Consider the following 15,811-nt stretch of genomic DNA (forward strand, 5'->3'; position numbering starts at 1 on the left):
GCCGGGCAGACAATAATGGATTTTATTTGTACCGCGGGCCAGATTTACAGCAGTTAGACTGAGAAATGAAAAGAGGATTTTCGCCTGTTGTATAAGCCCCTAGCGCAGGAAAGAAAATTAGAGCTTACCGCAGCGCAACGGGGGTATGTACAGTTTAGCAATTTTATTTGAGGAAATATTATTAGAGCGGCTAGCCCGCAGCAAAGCCGGCTGATAGAACGGCGTACCTCACAGGCCGCTAAAAACCTGTGAGGTAGGCTGCATCTGATAATCTGATTGCCTTGGGTTAGGAAGCGGTTTAGATTATTTGGTATAAAACTTTCTCTTAACCTATTCCTCCCGGATCCCGCAGGTTCCAGGGCTTTCACCGACTCGTATTTTGCCTGGTAGTTGTACCAACTACCATTTACTTCCACCGAAATTCCAGCGCAGTTATTAGCTGTTAGTATTGGTCGGCAGAATTTAAATTAGCTGTTATCGCTTGTAATATTTTAAAGCCTGCGGCATTAGCCTTTGTAAATCGGCAATACGGGTTTCGTCGGAGGGGTGCGAAGATAAAAAGGTTGGCGGTGCGCCTCCCCCACCTTTCTGCGAGGCCATTCTTTGCCAGAATGGCACGGCCTGCTGCGGATCGTAACCGGCCATCGCCATAAAAATTAATCCTAAATGGTCGGCTTCCGACTCCTGCTTCCGGCCGTGGCGCAGCATACCTAACTGGCTACCTACGCCAAAAACATTCAGAAACACGTTTTGTGAAGCAGCCGAACCGCCCATAGCCGCCGCTGCCACTGAGCCGCCCGCCTGGGCTGCCACCGCCTGGCTCATCCGTTCTTCGCCGTGTTTGGCAATGGCATGGGCAATTTCGTGGCCCATTACTACCGCCAAGCCCGTTTCGTTTTGGGTAATAGGTAAAATACCGGTATAAACGGCTACTTTCCCGCCCGGCATACACCAGGCATTTACTTGTTTGTCCTGAATTAAATTAAACTCCCACTGAAAGCCCTGCAATTGGCCCGACATATTATTTTGAGCCATATACTGTTCTACTGCCCGCTGAATCTTACCGCCAACCCGTTTTACCATGGTCGCATCGCTGTTATTTAATACCCTGGACGTATCTAATACCTGGCGGTAAGCCTGGTAACTCATCTGCTGCATCTCCCCGCTCGAAACCAGGGCCAACTGCCGCCGCCCCGTAATGGGCACCGTAGTACAAGCTACCATGGCGAGCATCACAACTGAAAAGAATATTTTTCTGAACATCTTTTAATTTTTTTAGTAACACATTTTTTTACCTGGCAATATTATCCGGTAAGATTAAAACGAACCCGGTTAAAGCATCTCGTTGCGCTATTTACCTGTACACCTTTCATGCCAATTGCAGAGTATACGATTTCCTATTCCTAAAATGTTATACGCTTCAGGGCCGGCTAAACCGTCAAAATCTTAAAATCAGATTTTTATGCCCGGAAATATTAATTTATTTTTGACCTGCTTAAATTTAGCTTACCATGAAAATACTAGCCATCGGCCGGAATTACGCCGAACATATCGCCGAACTGAATAATCCCATTCCGGACGAACCGGTTATATTTTTTAAACCCGATACCGCGTTACTCAAAAACAACGATCCGTTTTATTACCCGGATTACAGCCAGGATATTCACCACGAAATAGAAATAGTTTTGCGCATTTCGAAAGAAGGCAAAAATATTGCCCCCAAATTTGCCCTTAAATATTTCGATGCCATTGGCCTGGGTATTGATTTTACGGCCCGCGACCTGCAAGCCAAAGCCAAAAGTAAAGGCCTGCCCTGGACCTTAGCCAAAGGTTTTAACGGTTCGGCCCCCGTGTCGGAGTTTTTGCCGGTTAACGATTTTCCGGATTTAAAAAACATAAATTTCCGGTTGCTGGTAAACGGTCAGGAAAAACAAAACGGAAACACCAGCATGATGCTGAATTCTTTTGAAGATATGCTGGCTTATATGTCCCGGTTTATCACCTTAAAAAAAGGCGACCTGATTTTTACGGGTACGCCCAGCGGCGTTGGCCCCATTAAAATTGGCGATCGGTTGGAAGGATTTATACAAGATAAAAAGCTTTTAGATTTTGAAATTAAATAGTAAAACAAGGTTAGCTTTTTTCAGCCTCCTGTTTCTTTTTGCCTTTAATGGGCAGGCGCAGTTTAACCAATTAGAGTACACCCCCGATTTAGTACCAACGGGTTATTTTGGGTTCCCGATTATGCCGGGGCAGCAAAACTTCCTGGCGGGTAGCATGGGCGAAATCCGGCCGAACCATTTTCACGGGGGCATTGATATTAAAACCAACCAGGTTACCGGCTTGCCGGTTTACGCCGCCGCCGATGGTTATATTTCCCGCATCGAGGTCTCCACCTACGGCTACGGCAACATGATTTACATTACGCACCCCAATGGCCTGGTTACTACCTACGCCCACCTCGAAAGTTTTTCGCCGGCTATTTGGGATTACGTACTGCGCAAACATTACGAGCAGGAAGCTTTTGAATTGCGGTTAAATATCCCCAAAGATATGTTTGTGGTCCGGAAAGGTGACGAAATAGCCAAGTCGGGTAATACGGGCGGTTCAGGCGGCCCACATTTGCATTTTGAAGTGCGCGACGAAAAAAATGCCTTGCTTAACCCACTTAAATATAATTTTCCGGAAATACGCGACGATATTGCCCCGACCTTCAACGCCATTGCCATCAAAACCCTCTCCATCGACAGCCGCGTTAATAACCGCTTTGGCCGCTTCGAATTTACCCCCGTTAAAAATGGTACGGACCTGACCTTGCCCGACACCCTCTCGGCCCATGGCTTAATTGGTTTCGAAGTGTTCGCCTTCGACCGGCTAAACCAGGCCCCTAACAAAAACGGCGTACAGCAGGTCGACATCCTAATAGATGGCAAACCTTTCTATAATCATTTAATTGATGGGGTACCATTTGAATTAAACCGGCACGTTTCCTGGCACATTAATTATGAATATTACAAAACCACCGGCAAAAATTTCCAGAAGTGCTACGTAGACGACGGGAACCGTTTGCCTATTTATAATGCCGGCGCGGGCCGCGGTAAATTACGGGTAGAACCCGGCCGCACGTATGGCGTTACCGTGGTTTTAAAAGACTCGCATAACAACACCACTACCCTGCAGTTTACCTTGCGCGGCGAAAAACCTGCCTACTTTTATACGCCCGGCCCTATGGTTAAAAAGCCTGATTTCAGTTACGAAATAGCCGAGAACTTACTAAAAGTGATAGCCGGCGATACGGCCCGCCAGCCGCAATCCATGCGCTTATTTGTGGGCAAAATGCAGTACGATTTAGTGCCGAGTTATTCCCAAGCCTCCTACGCCGTATACCTCTACGATTTACGCGGGGGCCTGCCCGACTCTATCCGCTGGAATAATCTCACCAAAAAATTCGCTCAGAACCTGGCGGTTCCGGCGGGTACCGAATATGCGTTTACCAACCGGTACATGAATATTATTTTCAATAAAAACTCCCTTTTCGATACGCTCTACCTGCACACCTCCTATAACAACGGCATTTACAGCATCAGCAGCCCGCTTACGCCGCTGTTCCAGCCGGTAAAAGTAACCCTAAAAGCAAACGAAAATATTACCGATAAGAGCAAAGCTGCCGTTTATTATTTGGGCTGGGGCAACAGCCGGGGCTTTTTAGGTGGGGCGTGGGAAGGCGATAATATTACTTTTTCGGCCCGTAATTTAGGTAAATACAAAATATTCAGCGATACCAAGCCGCCTACGGTCCGGTTACTAACCAAATCGCCGCAGGTAATAAAATTAAAAATTGCCGATGATTTATCCGGCGTAACTTCTTTCCGGGCCGAACTAAACGGCGAGTTTCTGCTGATGACATTTGAACACAAAAACGCTACGCTTACCTCGGAGCGCCTGAATAAAGCGGAGCCTTTAGCCGGCGATTTTGTGCTGCGCTTAAAAGATGCCATAGGCAACGAAACCATTTACCGGGTAAAAATTTAACCCGGTAATTTACTTATTGTTTATTTTACAAAAAGCCTGGGATTTTATATCTTTGGGCGCCTCACTTTTAAATATAGCTCTTTATGAAACTAAATATTGGCGATAAAGCACCCGATTTTGCCATTCCGGACCAGGATGGGATTGTCCATAAATTAAGCGATTATCAGGGCCGTAAACTGGTTATTTATTTTTACCCGAAAGACGATACGCCGGGCTGTACCGCCCAGGCCTGCAACCTCCGCGATAATTATTACGATTTGCGCCAGCAAGGCTACGAAATAATCGGGGTAAGCGTAGATGATGAAAAATCGCACCAGAAGTTTATTCAGAAATTTGAGTTACCTTTTACGCTCTTATCCGATACCGATAAAAAAATGGTAGAAGATTATGGTGTCTGGCAAGAGAAATCGATGTACGGCCGTAAATACATGGGCACCATGCGCTATACTTTTGTAATCGACGAAAACGGCACCATCGAAAATATAATTACCAAAGTAGATACCAAAGATCACGCTGCACAGTTGGTCAAAGCTTAATAATTATCCTTATTCGTTTAATTATTAGGCAATAAACTTAATATTTGTTTTTTTGACACTTTTAATTTTAAATAATAATTTACAACTTTCCGCTTTAGAACTAAACACTTAAAATATACCTATGAATCCATTTAATAAAGATACCGAAGAACTCAAAACAATTGCTGCGCAGGTAAGGCGCGACATTCTGCGTATGGTACACGCCGTTAACTCCGGCCATCCGGGCGGCTCTTTGGGCTGTACCGAATTACTGGTATCTCTTTATTTTAAAATAATGGATCATAATCCGGACTTTAAAATGGAAGGCCGCAACGAAGATTTATTCTTCTTATCTAACGGCCATATTTCGCCGGTTTGGTACAGTGTTTTGGCGCGCGCTGGTTATTTTGATGTGAAAGAACTAGCAACATTCCGGAAGTTAGACTCCCGGCTACAAGGCCACCCAGCCACCGAAGAAGGCTTACCGGGCATCCGGATTGCTTCGGGCTCTCTGGGCCAGGGTTTATCGGTAGCAACCGGCGCGGCACAGGCCAAAAAATTAAACAACGACGATAAATTAGTTTACGTGCTGATGGGTGACGGCGAACTGGACGAAGGACAAGTGTGGGAAGCTGCCATGTATGCCCCGCACCACAAAGTAGATAATTTAATTGCTATAGTAGATCGCAACGGTCAGCAGATAGACGGGCCAACCGATGCCATTATGTACCTGGGTAACCTGCATGCCAAATGGGAATCATTCGGCTGGAAAGTATTGGAAACCAATGGTAACGATTTTAATGATCTGCTTCCAACCCTGGAAGAAGCTAAATCGCTCACCAGTCAGGGCAAACCCATCATGATATTAATGAATACCATTATGGGTTACGGCGTTGATTTTATGATGGGCTCGCACAAATGGCACGGCGTTGCACCCAACGATGCGCAGTTACAGGAAGCTTTATTGCAGTTAAAAGCAGCCAACGACGACTATTAATAAAAGCGTCGGCGGCTGATAACCTTTTATTTTGCAAATTGCCACATGCATGCTCCCCGGTATATTTTCTTTTTTTGCCTGCTTATTTGTCTGCTTGGTAGTAGTACCGTTCAGGCCCAGGGAAATAACCGCCCGGAAGTACCCCAGAAAACCCGCATTTTGTTTATGCTGGATATGTCGGGCAGTATGCTGGCAAAGTGGGAAAGCAGCACCCGCACCGAGGTAGCCAAAAATCTGCTGTCGAAACTGGTAGATTCACTGCAGCAATACCAAAACTTAGAGTTGGCCCTGCGGGTTTACGGGCATTTATACGGCCGGGAAAGTAATAATTGCCAGGATTCGAAGCTGGAAGTACCTTTTGCCGAAAACAATGAAAAGCAAATTATTACGCGTTTAAAAACAATTACGCCCAAAGGGAATACGCCTATTACCTATTCCATCACCCAGTCGGCTAACGATTTTCCGGCCGATAAGACGGCCCGGAATATTATTATCCTGATTACCGATGGACTGGAATCGTGCGGCGGTGACCCTTGTGCGGCTTCGCTAGCGTTGCAGAAAAAGAATATTTTTTTACGGCCCTTTGTCATTGGTATTGGCGCCGACAGTCAGTTTGAGCAGCAGTTTTCGTGCGTAGGGCAATATTTTAATGCGGCCGATATAAACGCATTTAACAGCATTCTAAAGCAGGTAGTGGATATTGCATTAAGTAAAACCACGGTGGCTATTGAGTTAAAAGATGATCGCGGCCGGCCCGTGGAAACCAATGTAAACCTGACCCTGCTGAATGCCTTAACCAATGAGCCGGAGTATAATTACGTGCATTACCTGGACCAGAACGGCAAACCCGACAACCTGGCTATTGATGCTGTAATTAGTTATGATTTGGTAATTAATACCTTACCGCCCACCATCCTGCCCCGCCTGGATATAAAACCGGGTAAGCACAATGTGTTTTCGGTACCCATTCCGCAGGGCACTTTGCATCTGCGGCAGGATGGGCCTTCGCCCTACGGGGTGGTACAAGCGCTGGTACGGGAAAATAATTCGGAGAAAACCCTGGTGGCTCAGCCGTTTGGTTCCCGGCAAAAATATTTGACCGGTAATTACGATTTAGAAATATTAACGCTGCCCCGGATTTACATGAAAGATGTTGCCCTCAAAGCCGGCCTGATGACCACGGTTACTTACCCGGCCCCAGGCATATTAAGTATTCCTTCGGATTTGCAGGGTTACGGCAGTTTGTATACTTTGGATAGCAATGGGCAACAGACCTGGGTACATAACTTACCGGAGGTCTTCAGTAAATTAAATTTGCCATTACAACCGGGTAATTACCGGCTCGTTTACCGCAGTAAATTTGCCCGGGGCAGTAAATTCACCGATGTGCAGGATTTTACCATTCGTTCTGCCGTCACGACAACCGTTAAACTATTTACGAAATAAAGATGAAAGATTTCCCTTATACCGAGTCGAAAGATACTCGCTCCGGTTTTGGTGCCGGTTTACACGAATTAGGAAAAACCAACCCCAATGTGGTAGCGCTTTGCGCCGACCTGACCGGCTCCCTGAAAATGGATGCCTTTAAAAAAGATTTCCCGGAAAGGTTTTTCCAGGTAGGTATTGCCGAAGCCAATATGATTGGTTTGGCTGCCGGTATGACCATTGGCGGTAAAATTCCTTTTACCGGTACATTTGCCAATTTTTCTACCGGTCGGGTGTACGACCAAATCCGCCAGTCGGTAGCTTACTCGGGTAAAAACGTGAAAATTTGCGCTTCGCACGCCGGGGTTACCTTGGGCGAAGACGGCGCAACCCACCAGATTCTGGAAGATTTGGGCATGATGAAAATGCTGCCCCACATGACCGTAATTAACCCCTGCGATTTTAACCAGACCAAAGCCGCTACCATTGCCATTGCCGAATACGAAGGTCCGGTTTACCTGCGCTTTGGCCGCCCGGTAGTACCTAATTTTACGCCCGCCGACCAGAAGTTTGAGATAGGCAAAGCTTGGGTATTAAACGAAGGCAAAGATGTGAGTATTTTCGCCACCGGTCACCTGGTGTGGAAAGCCGTACTGGCCGGGAAAATATTAGCCGAAAGAGGCATTGATGCCGAAATTATTAATATCCACACCATTAAACCTTTAGACGAGGAAGCTATCTTAGCTTCAGTTGCCAAAACCCGGTGCGTGGTATCGGCCGAAGAGCACCAGCTGAACGGCGGTTTAGGGGACAGCATCGCGCAATTATTAGCCCGCAAAATGCCGCTGCCGCTCGAAATGGTAGGTGTAAACGATAGCTTTGGTGAAAGCGGTACCCCGGAGCAGTTAATGGAAAAATACCGGTTAAATGAAGGCGCCATAGTAGAAGCCGTACAAAAAGTAATGGCTCGTAAATAATACGTTGTTCGTTCATCGTTATTCGTTGGCCGGATAACATTTTATTCGAACAACGAATAACGAAAGACGAATAACGACCTTTGGAAGACAAAGACTTAGTTCAGAAATTTTTAAACCCTGATAGCCGCAACTTTGCCTATAACCAATTGGTGCGGAAATATCAGCAAAAGGTTTACTGGCACATCCGCAAAATGGTTATCGACCACGACGATGCCGATGATCTGACGCAGGAAACCTTTATTAAAATCTGGAAAAACCTGGAAAACTTCCGCCAGGAATCGCAACTCTACACCTGGATTTACCGCATCGCCACCAACGAGTGCCTTAACTTTCTTTCCTCCAAAAGGCGCAAATTTTTTTTACCTTTAAATGATGTTGCCGCGGAGCTGGCCGAAAAGATTGATGCCACCCCTACCCTGGAAGGCGACGAAATACAAAAAAAATTACAGAAAGCCCTGCTGCGGCTGCCCGACAAGCAACGGTTGGTCTTTAATATGCGTTATTACGACGATTTGACGTACGAGCAGATTTCGGAAATATTAGGTACTTCGGTAGGCGCCTTAAAAGCTTCTTATCATTTGGCCGCAAAAAAAATAGAAGATTTTTTAACCCAACATTAAACCTTAACCTTGATTCTCACTCTAATAAATATGAAACTGGACGAAATACCGAAGAAGAATATTTACGAGGTGCCGGCTGATTATTTCGAAAAGTTACCGGCACAGATGATGACCAGGGTTAATGGCCACCGCCAGGAAAACTCCGGTGTTTTTACTTTTGGAGCTTTGCCTTGGCTGAAGAGCGCTTTAGCCGGCCTGGCTTTGGTTATTTCATTTATTTCTATATTTTTATATAATAGTTCTGAGCCTGGAACTTATACCGGCGAAAGTACCCAAATACTGGCCGCTGTATCGGACCAGGAGGCCATGGATTACTTGCTAACATCTGACCAACTGGATAGTTATGATTTAGCCATGTTGCCCCAGGCAGAACAGGATTTCACCCACGAATTTATTCAGGCTTCGGATGCGGAGCTGGAACGGGAGGTGGAACTAGCCGATTTAGATGAATTAACCTACTAAAATGAAAAAATTACCTTTAAGCTTTATTTTACTTTTTTTAGTAATCAGTGCCAGTACCCAGGGCTTTTCGCAAGATCGGCACCACCCGAGCAAAGAACGTTTACAAAATATTCAGAATGCTAAAATTGCTTTTCTTACCGAAAAGCTTGAATTAACACCAGAGCAGTCGCAGCGGTTCTGGCCTATTTATAACCAACTCGAAACCGAAAGAGAAGCTTACCGCAATAAATGGCGGTCTTTACGCAACGAAAACCTGGATGCCATGAACGATGTTGAAATCCGGAATGCGCTGAACACGCGTTTAAGCTGGCGCCAGGGCGAACTGGATTTAGATAAACAATATATGGACAAATTTCTGCGGGTTATATCGGTACGCCAACTGGCAATGTTATACCGCAGCGAAAGAGAATTTACGCGGGTATTGTTAAAAAAACTGGATGGCGATCGCAGTACCACCGGTAAATAAGCTGCCCCTTTAAAGAAATTATAAAGCCTGAATAAATAATTCAGGCTTTTTTTATGTTCTTTCGTGAAAAAATAAGCTTATGCTTTCGCACCGCCAACTTTTTTTACAACACCAGGCCCAGACTTCCGATTTTCCGCTGATGCTGGAAATCGAAAAAGCCGAAGGCGTTTACCTGTACGACGTTAACGGAAAAGCCTATATCGATTTGATTTCCGGCATTGGGGTGAGTAATATTGGTCACCGGCACCCGCAGGTAATTTCGGCTATCCAGGCCCAGTTAGATAAATATTTGCACCTGATGGTTTACGGTGAGTTTGTGCAGGCGCCCCAGGTACTACTGGCCAATGCCCTGCAGGAAACCTTACCCGCCGCTTTAAATAATACTTACCTGGTAAATTCCGGCGCCGAAGCCGTAGAAGGTGCGCTGAAATTAGCTAAAAGATTTACCGGCCGCACCGAGTTAATTTCGTGTTTTAATTCATACCACGGTTCTACACACGGCGCTTTATCGGTTACCGGCAGCGAAAACTTTAAGAGAAGCTTCCGGCCTTTGTTGCCCGCTGTTACCCATATTTATTATAATTATTTACCCGACCTAAATAAAATAACCCACCACACCGCCGGGGTAATTATTGAAGCTGTACAAGGCGAAGCTGGGGTGCGTTTGCCGGATACCGCTTATATGCAGGCCCTGCGGGAAAAATGTACCCAAACTGGTGCCCTGCTCATCCTGGACGAAATACAAACCGGTTTTGGTCGTACGGGTACTTTCTGGGGCTTTGAAAAGTATGGGATAATACCGGATATTATTTTATGTGCCAAAGGCATGGGCGGCGGCATGCCCATTGGAGCCTTCATCTCTTCCGCCGAGATTATGGGCACTTTTAAAAACGACCCGATACTGGGGCACCTTACTACTTTTGGTGGTCATCCGGTGTCCTGTGCGGCGGCTTTGGCCACCCTAAACGTAATCCAATCCGGTAATCTCTTAAGCCAGGTGGCAGATAAAGCGGCTTTATTCCGGCAATTACTGGTGCATCCTAAAATTAAGGAAATACGCAACAGCGGTTTATTAATGGCCGTGGAATTCGAATCGTTTGCCGTACTTAAACCCATTATAGACAAGGCAATTGCCAAAGGCATTATAACAGATTGGTTTTTATTCTGCGACAACTCTATGCGCCTGGCTCCGCCCCTTACCATTACTCCCGAACAGATAAAAGAGGCCTGCACCCAAATATTAGATGCTATAAACGAAGTTACTTGAGCGGGTAATTTCTTTTAAATTAGATCTGGTAAACTAAATTTAACTTTTAGAGTAAAAGCATTACCTGATTTAAAAAACTTATTAAACTGGTAAAGTTTAAATTCCGCTTATCCTGATAACCCTCCAGCAAAAATTACATGCAAATTGTTATAGTTTTATCGCTGCTGTTTATTGCCATAATATTATTTGCTACAGAAAAAATATCTGTTGATATCGTAACCCTCATCATGCTGATTGTGCTCTGCACCACCCGCATTATTACCCCCGAGGAGGCGTTTGCCGGATTCAGCAGTGACTTCATCGTAATTCTGGCCTCGATTTTCGTGCTAACCGCGGCTCTGGAAGAAACCGGAATATTGGAGTTTATGATTGCCCGTTTGGTAAAAATAGCCAGCCGTGGCGCCAACATTCTGCTGTTTCTGGTAATGTTAATATCGGGTACTATTTCGGCTTTCATGAATAATACCACCGTTACGGCCATGTTTGTGTCGCCGCTGATGGGTGTTTCGCGCAAATTAAAGTTTAGCGCGTCTAAAATATTAATGCCTTTGGCTTTTGCCTCCATTCTGGGCGGTACCTGTACCCTTATTGGCACTTCCACCAACGTAGCCGTGAGTGGGTATATCGATAAGGCCGGCCTCGCACCGGTAGGCATGTTCGAAATATCGGGCATAGGGTTAATTATTTTTGTGGTGGGGATGCTCTACATGATGACCATTGGCCGGAGATTATTACCTAATCACCAGGATAGCGCCTTAACCGAAGAATATAAGATGCAGAAATATATTACCGAGGTTCTGGTGCTCCCAAATTCACCGCTGGTCAATCAGTTGGTTTATGCCTCAGATTTAAGCAAGAAAAAATTTAAAATGCTGAATATTATCCGGGGAAAAGAAAAGTTTCTGCCGGATTACCGGACCCGCATTCAGGCCAACGATATTTTGTTGGTAGAAGGTGAAATAGACGACTTAATTACCATCCGGGAAACCAAAGGCATTGAAATAATGGCCGATGTGGTATTGGAAGACGCTTTACAAAGTCCGGATATTCGCCTGGCCGAAATATTAATTACCGCTCACTCTAACCTAATCCGCCATACCATCCGAGAAATCGATTTTCAAAGGCGCTATGGGCTAACGGTATTAGCTGTTTCGCGCCAGGGCGAAACCCTGCGAACCCAGATAAGTGATGTAAAACTGAAACTGGGTGATTTGCTGCTGGTACAGGGTGCGCAGGAACGACTTAATTATCTGCGTTCGAATCAGCACCTGGCTGTACTGGAAGAATTTTCGCAGGTTCTGTTCCGGAAGCGGAAAGGCATCATAACGATCTCGGCTTTTGTACTGGCTATTATTCTGGGTTCGTTTAGTGTGCTGCCCTTATCCATTAGTTTTTTGGGCGCCGCCGTTATCAGCATCCTGACCGGTTGTATCAGCACCGATAGAGCTTACGAAGCCATAGACTGGCGCTTACTCATTCTGATTGGCGGTATGACAGCTTTTGGGGCCGCTATGGATAAATCCGGGGCTGCCCAATTTTTGGCGAATGGCATTGTCGATTGGCTGGCGCCTTTTGGCAAAATATCGGTACTGGCCGGTTTTATTTTCCTGACCGTTTTCTTAACTCAACCTATGTCTAATGCGGCGGCGGCGTTGGTAATTGTGCCGGTAGCGCTCCAAACGGCGGCAGCCCTCGATTCTAATCCGCGTACGTTTGCGATTGCGGTTATGCTGGCAGCCTCGGTTTCGCTGGTTACCCCCTTCGAGCCCTCCTGTATCCTGGTTTACGGACCTGGCAAGTATCGTTTCAGCGATTTCCTGAAGGTTGGCTCCGGGCTAACCTTAATCTTGATTTTGATCATTATTTTTATGGTGCCGGTATTCTGGCCATTATAAGCCGCTGCCGGACATTGGCAATATTTCTTTTAGGCTAAAAGAAGTTCTTTGGAGTAGGTATATCAAATTATGCCAGGTCTAAAACTTAAAGGCCGATCTAAAAGCAGCAGCCTACTGAAAGGCGAAAGGGAAGATGCAGGATAGCCGCTGGAGCGCTAGCTTCATTTAAGCTTACACTTTAAAGGAAAAGAAATTTTAACGGGTACTGTGCCGGAGAAAATGATATTACCGCAATCAGCCATAGCGGTAAACAATTTCACCCAAAGTTTACTTTATTAGGACTTTCGCAAAATGGTTTTTTAACATTGTAAATCCTCCCCCTTGCCCCTCCGAAGGGGGACTTTCAATAATTTTACCCAAAGTTTACTTTATTATTTTTTATGGCTGGCCATTCAGCGCCTAAAGCCGGCAGCCGACGTTGAGAATTTACAACTTCAGAAAAGACTGCGACTCGCTCTTAATCTGTTCTCTTGTAAATCCGTCTTTTACACCCATCTGAATTTTGCGAACCAGTACGCCCACAATTGCCTTACGGAAACCTAGTTTACTCGCCATCATCATGCAAAACTCCATCTCATTGTCGTCTACAATGCCATCGGCCAGCATCATTTCTACCAAATCATAAATCTGGTCGAAGCGTTCCGAATCATTTTCCGGCAGGTGTATCTGAACTTTTTCGCCGTTGGCAATCAAAGCCCGCACATCTTCCGGTTTCAAGCCATTTTTCTGGCCCACCGCAATAATGTAATTGAGCTCAGTAGCGTCTAAATGCCCGTCTATCCGGGCCAGTGCCCCCAGGTTGGTAATATGGTTTTTAACCCGTTTTATTTGTTCGCTTTCAAAAAAATTAAACATATAGCGTATAGTTTAAATTTACTTTCGACCAAAGGGCACCTCATTTTTTAGCAGAAACAAGGTTGGAGAACGCAACAAAAGTTAAATGAAATATAACCGATGTTGCGCTACCAAATTCTTTTAATGTAGTCATTATCCCATACGATATATTCTTTTTTTAGTATATATTTTAGCTTTTTTTTTATACCAGCATAATGTTTACAAGTTGAATAATCTTTCTAAAAAAGACGATTCTGTTTAGATATGTCAAATTAAAATCTAAATCATTGAAAAAATCAGAAGTTAAATAGCAGTTATTTATTTAATTTGCGGGCTTAATTAATAACAGATGAAACGAATTGCGGTTTTTACCTCCGGTGGTGATGCGCCTGGCATGAATGCCTGTATTCGGGCAGTGGTCAGAACGGCTATTTACCACGGAATAGAAGTATACGGTATCCGAAAAGGTTTTAATGGTATGATTAGCGGAGACTTCTACAAAATGGAATCTTCTTCCGTTAGCAATACCATTCAGAAAGGCGGTACCATTTTAAAATCGGCGCGCAGCAAAGAATTTATGACCCGCGAGGGCCGGGAAAAAGCATACGAACAATTAAAGAAATATGAAATTGACGGATTAGTGGCCATTGGGGGAAATGGTACCTTTACCGGGGCATCCATGTTTTCGGAAGAGTTTGGGATTCCGATTGTGGGGGCACCCGGCACCATCGACAACGACTTGTACGGTACGGATTATACCATTGGGTACGACACAGCGGTAAATACGGCTTTGGATGCTATAGATAAAATCCGGGATACGGCCGATAGCCACGAGCGGGTATTTTTTGTGGAAGTAATGGGCCGCGACTCAGGTTACATTGCCATGCCCTGTGCGATTGGCGGAGGCGCCGAAATTGTCATGATTCCCGAAACGATTACTTCGGTAGAACAGGTAATTAACACCCTCAAAAATGGATGGGAACGTTCTAAAACTTCTTTTATAATTGTTATTGCCGAAGGCGATGAAGAAGGAAATGCTACCCAGATAGCCGCCGAGGTAAAAGAAGCTTTGCCTCAGATGGATGCCCGCGTTACCATTCTGGGCCACGTGCAACGTGGTGGCGCTCCTACCGCTGCCGACCGGCTGCTGGCCAGCCAGATAGGAATTGCTACTGTAGAAGGCCTGATAAACGGCAAGAGCGATGTAATGGCCGGTATTGTAAACTCGCGGCTGGTTTATACGCCTTTTAAAGATACCATTAACAAAAAGAAAATTATTAACCAGCGCTTTGTGCGCATGGTCGAAATATTAAGCATTTGATTAATCCATAAGCTCGTATTTATTCGGATTATTTTTCACCCGGTGCGTTGGGCAATATACGCTAAAATACCAGCCCAATTGTCCGGGTGAAACCATTGAAAGGCGGGGTCGCGGCGGAACCAGGTAAGCTGCCTTTTGGCATAGCGGCGGCTGTTACGTTTGAGCAACCGCACTGTTTCGGTCCAATCCTGTTTCTCTTCTATAAAATCAAAAATCTCTTTATACCCAACCGTTTGTAAAGCATTATGGGCCCGGTACGGATAAAGCTGACGGGCCTCTTCTGCTAAACCGGCAGCCAGCATCTGGTCCATGCGCTGGTCAATGCGCTGATATAGTTCGGCCCGGTCGCGGGTGAGGCCAATTTTTACAATATTAAAAGGCCGCTGCCTGGCACCGCTGCCCCGGAAAGACGAATAAGGCTGGCCGCTGCTATAACAAACCTCTAAAGCTCTGATGATGCGCTGGGGATTAGCCCGGTCTACCTGCTGGTAATATTCAGGATCCAGCTCATGTAATTGCTTTAGTAAACCAGGCAGCCCCTCCTGCTCCAGTTGGGTTATTAACTGCTGCCTGATGGCCGGCAAAGCTTCCGGAATGTCGTCTAAACCTTCGCACACGGCCTGAATATACAAACCCGAACCGCCAGTTAAAATAACCATGCTTTTTTCCCGGAACAGCTCATTTAGTAAAGCCAGGGTATCTGCCTCAAAAGCGCCGCAACTGTATTCTTCGGTAATATGGTGAGAGTTTATAAAATAATGTTTTACCATTTGCAGCTCTGCCGGGCTGGGCTTGGCCGTACCAAAATTCATTTCCTGGTAAAACTGGCGCGAATCAGCCGAAATAATATCGGTATGTAGTTCCCGGGCTAGTTTCAGGCATAAATCGGTTTTGCCAACGGCCGTTGGCCCGGCAATAACCACCAGAACCGGGCTTGCGTAATATTTTTGATTCATAAATGTTTTAAAAACAAAATTTAACTACCGGCCGTCGGCCGGCT

Annotated in this window: 15 protein-coding genes; 12 read left to right on the plus strand and 3 right to left on the minus strand. The window is 45.5% G+C overall.

All coding sequences use genetic code 11. The features are described from left to right. Positions 1–474: 474 nt before the first annotated feature. Positions 475–1,263 carry a M48 family metallopeptidase gene (locus AAE02nite_RS05910; protein WP_146895912.1) on the minus strand — a complete coding sequence of 263 codons (789 nt, stop codon included), beginning with the start codon at positions 1,261–1,263 and terminating at the stop codon, positions 475–477. A 248-nt stretch (positions 1,264–1,511) separates the two neighbouring features. On the opposite strand from AAE02nite_RS05910, the gene AAE02nite_RS05915 reads away from it, so the two are divergent. The 11 genes from AAE02nite_RS05915 (at position 1,512) to AAE02nite_RS05965 (ending at position 12,656) form a co-directional block, all read left to right on the plus strand. Continuing rightward, positions 1,512–2,123, plus strand: coding sequence for a fumarylacetoacetate hydrolase family protein (locus AAE02nite_RS05915; protein WP_146895915.1), 612 nt, complete (start codon positions 1,512–1,514; stop codon positions 2,121–2,123). Next, a complete protein-coding gene (locus AAE02nite_RS05920; protein WP_246150829.1) occupies positions 2,110–4,032 on the plus strand; it encodes a M23 family metallopeptidase in 1,923 nt (640 codons plus the stop codon). The genes AAE02nite_RS05915 and AAE02nite_RS05920 overlap by 14 nt, the downstream gene beginning before the upstream one ends. 83 nt (positions 4,033–4,115) lie before the next feature. Next, a complete protein-coding gene (gene bcp / locus AAE02nite_RS05925; RefSeq protein ID WP_146895917.1) occupies positions 4,116–4,568 on the plus strand; it encodes a thioredoxin-dependent thiol peroxidase in 453 nt (150 codons plus the stop codon). Between the two features lie 121 nt (positions 4,569–4,689). Beyond that, on the plus strand, positions 4,690–5,544 hold the full coding sequence (locus AAE02nite_RS05930; RefSeq protein WP_146895920.1) for a transketolase: 855 nt from the start codon (positions 4,690–4,692) through the stop codon (positions 5,542–5,544). A gap of 45 nt (positions 5,545–5,589) precedes the next feature. After that, a complete protein-coding gene (locus AAE02nite_RS05935) occupies positions 5,590–6,990 on the plus strand; it encodes a vWA domain-containing protein (protein ID WP_146895922.1) in 1,401 nt (466 codons plus the stop codon). 2 nt (positions 6,991–6,992) lie between these two features. Next, a complete protein-coding gene (locus AAE02nite_RS05940) occupies positions 6,993–7,946 on the plus strand; it encodes a transketolase family protein (RefSeq protein ID WP_146895924.1) in 954 nt (317 codons plus the stop codon). Between the two features lie 80 nt (positions 7,947–8,026). After that, positions 8,027–8,566, plus strand: a complete 540-nt coding sequence (locus AAE02nite_RS05945; protein WP_146895926.1) for an RNA polymerase sigma factor — start codon at positions 8,027–8,029, stop codon at positions 8,564–8,566. Between the two features lie 30 nt (positions 8,567–8,596). After that, positions 8,597–9,028 (plus strand): hypothetical protein, encoded by a 432-nt coding sequence (locus AAE02nite_RS05950; protein WP_170252527.1) that lies wholly within the window; start codon positions 8,597–8,599, stop codon positions 9,026–9,028. Position 9,029: 1 nt separating this feature from the next. Next, entirely contained in the window at positions 9,030–9,494 is a 465-nt protein-coding gene (locus tag AAE02nite_RS05955; RefSeq protein ID WP_146895931.1) for a hypothetical protein, read from the plus strand. 79 nt (positions 9,495–9,573) lie between these two features. Beyond that, positions 9,574–10,761: an aspartate aminotransferase family protein gene (locus AAE02nite_RS05960; protein WP_146895933.1), complete on the plus strand. Its 1,188-nt coding sequence runs from the start codon at positions 9,574–9,576 to the stop codon at positions 10,759–10,761. A gap of 137 nt (positions 10,762–10,898) precedes the next feature. Then, complete coding sequence (locus AAE02nite_RS05965) at positions 10,899–12,656, plus strand: SLC13 family permease (RefSeq protein WP_146895935.1); 1,758 nt, start codon at positions 10,899–10,901, stop codon at positions 12,654–12,656. 426 nt (positions 12,657–13,082) lie between these two features. Here AAE02nite_RS05965 and AAE02nite_RS05970 read toward each other — a convergent pair whose 3' ends face one another. Further along, positions 13,083–13,511 carry a tellurite resistance TerB family protein gene (locus AAE02nite_RS05970; RefSeq protein ID WP_146895937.1) on the minus strand — a complete coding sequence of 143 codons (429 nt, stop codon included), beginning with the start codon at positions 13,509–13,511 and terminating at the stop codon, positions 13,083–13,085. A 328-nt stretch (positions 13,512–13,839) separates the two neighbouring features. On the opposite strand from AAE02nite_RS05970, the gene pfkA reads away from it, so the two are divergent. Further along, the gene (gene pfkA, locus AAE02nite_RS05975) at positions 13,840–14,811 is read left to right on the plus strand and encodes a 6-phosphofructokinase (RefSeq protein ID WP_146895939.1); all 972 of its coding nucleotides are present in this window, start codon (positions 13,840–13,842) and stop codon (positions 14,809–14,811) included. Between the two features lie 35 nt (positions 14,812–14,846). On the opposite strand, the gene miaA is transcribed toward pfkA, so the two are convergent. Further along, positions 14,847–15,767 carry a tRNA (adenosine(37)-N6)-dimethylallyltransferase MiaA gene (miaA, locus tag AAE02nite_RS05980; RefSeq protein ID WP_146895941.1) on the minus strand — a complete coding sequence of 307 codons (921 nt, stop codon included), beginning with the start codon at positions 15,765–15,767 and terminating at the stop codon, positions 14,847–14,849. Between the last annotated feature and the right edge of the window lie 44 nt (positions 15,768–15,811).

Origin of the sequence: Adhaeribacter aerolatus (assembly GCF_007991635.1) — a bacterium.
Taxonomy (GTDB): Bacteria; Bacteroidota; Bacteroidia; order Cytophagales; family Hymenobacteraceae; genus Adhaeribacter; species Adhaeribacter aerolatus.

Bases quoted from the DNA above. Each gene is read 5' to 3' on its own strand.
- AAE02nite_RS05930 (WP_146895920.1), top strand. From the start codon at position 4,690: ATGAATCCATTTAATAAAGATACCGAAGAACTCAAAACAATTGCTGCG.
- AAE02nite_RS05915 (WP_146895915.1), top strand. From the start codon at position 1,512: ATGAAAATACTAGCCATCGGCCGGAATTACGCCGAACATATCGCCGAA.
- AAE02nite_RS05950 (WP_170252527.1), top strand. From the start codon at position 8,597: ATGAAACTGGACGAAATACCGAAGAAGAATATTTACGAGGTGCCGGCT.
- AAE02nite_RS05910 (WP_146895912.1), bottom strand. From the start codon at position 1,263: ATGTTCAGAAAAATATTCTTTTCAGTTGTGATGCTCGCCATGGTAGCT.
- AAE02nite_RS05955 (WP_146895931.1), top strand. From the start codon at position 9,030: ATGAAAAAATTACCTTTAAGCTTTATTTTACTTTTTTTAGTAATCAGT.
- AAE02nite_RS05970 (WP_146895937.1), bottom strand. From the start codon at position 13,511: ATGTTTAATTTTTTTGAAAGCGAACAAATAAAACGGGTTAAAAACCAT.
- AAE02nite_RS05940 (WP_146895924.1), top strand. From the start codon at position 6,993: ATGAAAGATTTCCCTTATACCGAGTCGAAAGATACTCGCTCCGGTTTT.
- AAE02nite_RS05960 (WP_146895933.1), top strand. From the start codon at position 9,574: ATGCTTTCGCACCGCCAACTTTTTTTACAACACCAGGCCCAGACTTCC.
- pfkA (WP_146895939.1), top strand. From the start codon at position 13,840: ATGAAACGAATTGCGGTTTTTACCTCCGGTGGTGATGCGCCTGGCATG.
- bcp (WP_146895917.1), top strand. From the start codon at position 4,116: ATGAAACTAAATATTGGCGATAAAGCACCCGATTTTGCCATTCCGGAC.
- miaA (WP_146895941.1), bottom strand. From the start codon at position 15,767: ATGAATCAAAAATATTACGCAAGCCCGGTTCTGGTGGTTATTGCCGGG.
- AAE02nite_RS05935 (WP_146895922.1), top strand. From the start codon at position 5,590: ATGCATGCTCCCCGGTATATTTTCTTTTTTTGCCTGCTTATTTGTCTG.
- AAE02nite_RS05965 (WP_146895935.1), top strand. From the start codon at position 10,899: ATGCAAATTGTTATAGTTTTATCGCTGCTGTTTATTGCCATAATATTA.